Here is a 2,536-nt window from a genome sequence, read left to right on the forward strand (position 1 = left end):
CCCGCCGGCGGCCCCGCCGGCGGCCCCGCCAGCAGCGGGCGTCACCGCCGCGCCCGCAGCTCGGCGAGGAGGTCGCGCGCCGCGGTCGCGATGACGGTGCCCGGCCCGAAGACGGCCGCGGCACCCATCTCGAGGAGCCGCGGGACGTCGTCCGGCGGCACGACGCCGCCGACCACGACGACGACGTCCTCGCGCCCTTCCGCGGCGAGCGCCGCCCGCAGCTGCGGCACGAGGACGAGGTGCCCGGCCGCGAGCGAGGACACGCCGACGACGTGGACGTCCGCCTCGACGGCCTGGCGGGCGACCTCCTCGGGCGTCGAGAAGAGCGGGCCGACGTCGACGTCGAAGCCGAGGTCGGCGAAGGCCGTGGCGATGACCTTCTGGCCCCGGTCGTGGCCGTCCTGGCCCATCTTGGCGACGAGGATGCGCGGCCGGCGGCCCTCCTCGGCCTCGAAGGCCTCGACGTCCGCGGCGACCTCCTCCACGGCCCGGGCGCCCTCGTCGTCGGCTCCCGCCGCCTCCCGCCGGTAGACGCCCGACACCGTGCTCACCGCCCCCGTGTGGCGCCCGAACACCTCCTCGAGCGCGTCCGACATCTCCCCCACCGTGGCGCCGGCGCGCGCCGCCTCGACCGACAGGGCGAGGAGGTTGCCGTCCTCGGCGTCGGGCCCGCCGCGGCGGGTCCCGTCCGCGACCGAGCGCGCCGCCGCCGTCAGCCGGCCCAGCGCCTGCGCGACCGCTCCCGCGTCCCGCTCGGCCCGCAGCCGCTCGAGCTTGGCGACCTGCTGGGCGCGCACCCCGGCCGCCTCGACGCGCCGCACCTCGACGACGTCCTGCTCCTCGCGCGGGACGGTGAAGACGTTGACGCCGACGACCTGCTGGCGCCGGGCGTCGATGCGCGCCTGCGTGCGCGCGGCCGCCTCCTCGATGCGCCGCTGCGGCACGCCCTCCTCGATGGCCCGCGCCATGCCGCCCGCCGCCTCCACCTCGGCGATGTGCGCCCGCGCCCGCGCCGCCAGGTCGCTCGTGAGCCGCTCCAGCGACGCCGACCCGCCCCAGGGGTCGACGACGGACGTCGTGCCCGTCTCCTCCTGCAGCAGCAGCTGCGTCACCCGGGCGGTGCGCGCCGCCGCGTCCGAGGGCAGCGCCAGCGCCTCGTCGAGGGCGTTCGTGTGCAGCGACTGGGTGCCGCCCTGCGTCGCCGCCATCGCCTCGACGCACGTGCGCACGACGTTGAGCTGCACGTCCTGCGCCGTCAGCGACCAGCCCGAGGTCTGGCAGTGCGCCCGCAGCGTCGAGGAGCGCGGGTCCCGCGGGCCGAACTGCTCGAGGAGCTCGGCCCACAGGACGCGGGCGGCCCGCAGCTTGGCGACCTCGGTGAGGAAGCTCGTGCCGACGGCCCAGAAGAAGGACAGCCGCGGCGCGAAGGCGTCGACGTCGAGGCCGGCCGCGACGCCGGCGCGCAGGTACTCGACGCCGTCGGCGAGCGTGTAGGCCAGCTCGAGGTCGGCCGTCGCCCCGGCCTCCTGCAGGTGGTAGCCGGAGATGGAGATCGAGTTGAAGCGCGGCATCCGCGCCGAGGTGTGCGCGAAGACGTCGGAGACGACCGCCATCGAGGGCCCCGGCGGGTAGATGTAGGTGTTGCGGACCATGAACTCCTTGAGGATGTCGTTCTGGATGGTCCCCGTGAGGCGCTCGCGCGGGACGCCCTGCTCCTCCCCCGCCGCGACGTAGAGCGCGAGCACCGGCAGCACCGCTCCGTTCATCGTCATCGAGACGCTCATCTCGCCGAGCGGGATGCCGTCGAAGAGCTCGCGCGCGTCGAGGAGGGAGTCGACGGCGACGCCCGCCATGCCCACGTCGCCCGCCACGCGCGGGTGGTCAGAGTCGTAGCCGCGGTGCGTCGCGAGGTCGAAGGCCACCGAGAGGCCGCGCTGGCCCGCCGCGAGCGCCCGCCGGTAGAAGGCGTTGGACTCCGCCGCCGTCGAGAAGCCCGCGTACTGGCGCACCGTCCACGGCTGGGTGGCGTACATCGTCGGGTACGGGCCGCGCAGGTGCGGCGCCAGGCCCGGGTAGCCGGCGACGGCCGCGCGGTCGGACGCCGGCAGCGCCGCCAGGTCGGCCGGCGCGGACAGCGCAGGGACGTCGAGGCCCTCCGGCGAGCGCCACGCCGGCGGTGGGGCGACGCCCCCGGCGTCGTCGCCGGCCCCCGCGTCCTCGTCCGGGCCGGACCTCAGGGACGCCTCGAGCAGCTCGGGACCCGCCGGGTCGGCGGTCGCGGACGGTGCACCGTGCGCGGGCGACCCGTCGGCGGCTGCGGGAGCGGCGGGCCCCGCACCCGCGGAGGGGGCGCCCACGGCGTCGAGGAGGCGGTGCAGGACCGCGAGGAGGTCGTCGCCCTCGGCGACGCGGTCGTCCACGCCCACCGGCAGGGCCGTGTCCCGGAGGCCGGTCGCCCCCGCCGCGTGGAGCACCCAGCGCACCCCGCCGGCGCGCAACGCCGCGGCCGCGGCGGCCAGCGCGTCGACGTCTCCCC

General features: G+C 77.5%; 1 protein-coding gene. It reads right to left on the minus strand.

Translation table 11 applies throughout. The features are described 5' to 3' along the window. Positions 1-41 precede the first annotated feature (41 nt). Positions 42-2,237, minus strand: a complete 2,196-nt coding sequence (gene scpA / locus HLB09_RS15675; protein WP_344553785.1) for a methylmalonyl-CoA mutase — start codon at positions 2,235-2,237, stop codon at positions 42-44. Between the last annotated feature and the right edge of the window lie 299 nt (positions 2,238-2,536).

This window comes from Pseudokineococcus marinus (assembly GCF_013004605.1).
Taxonomy (GTDB): domain Bacteria; phylum Actinomycetota; class Actinomycetes; order Actinomycetales; family Quadrisphaeraceae; genus Pseudokineococcus; species Pseudokineococcus marinus.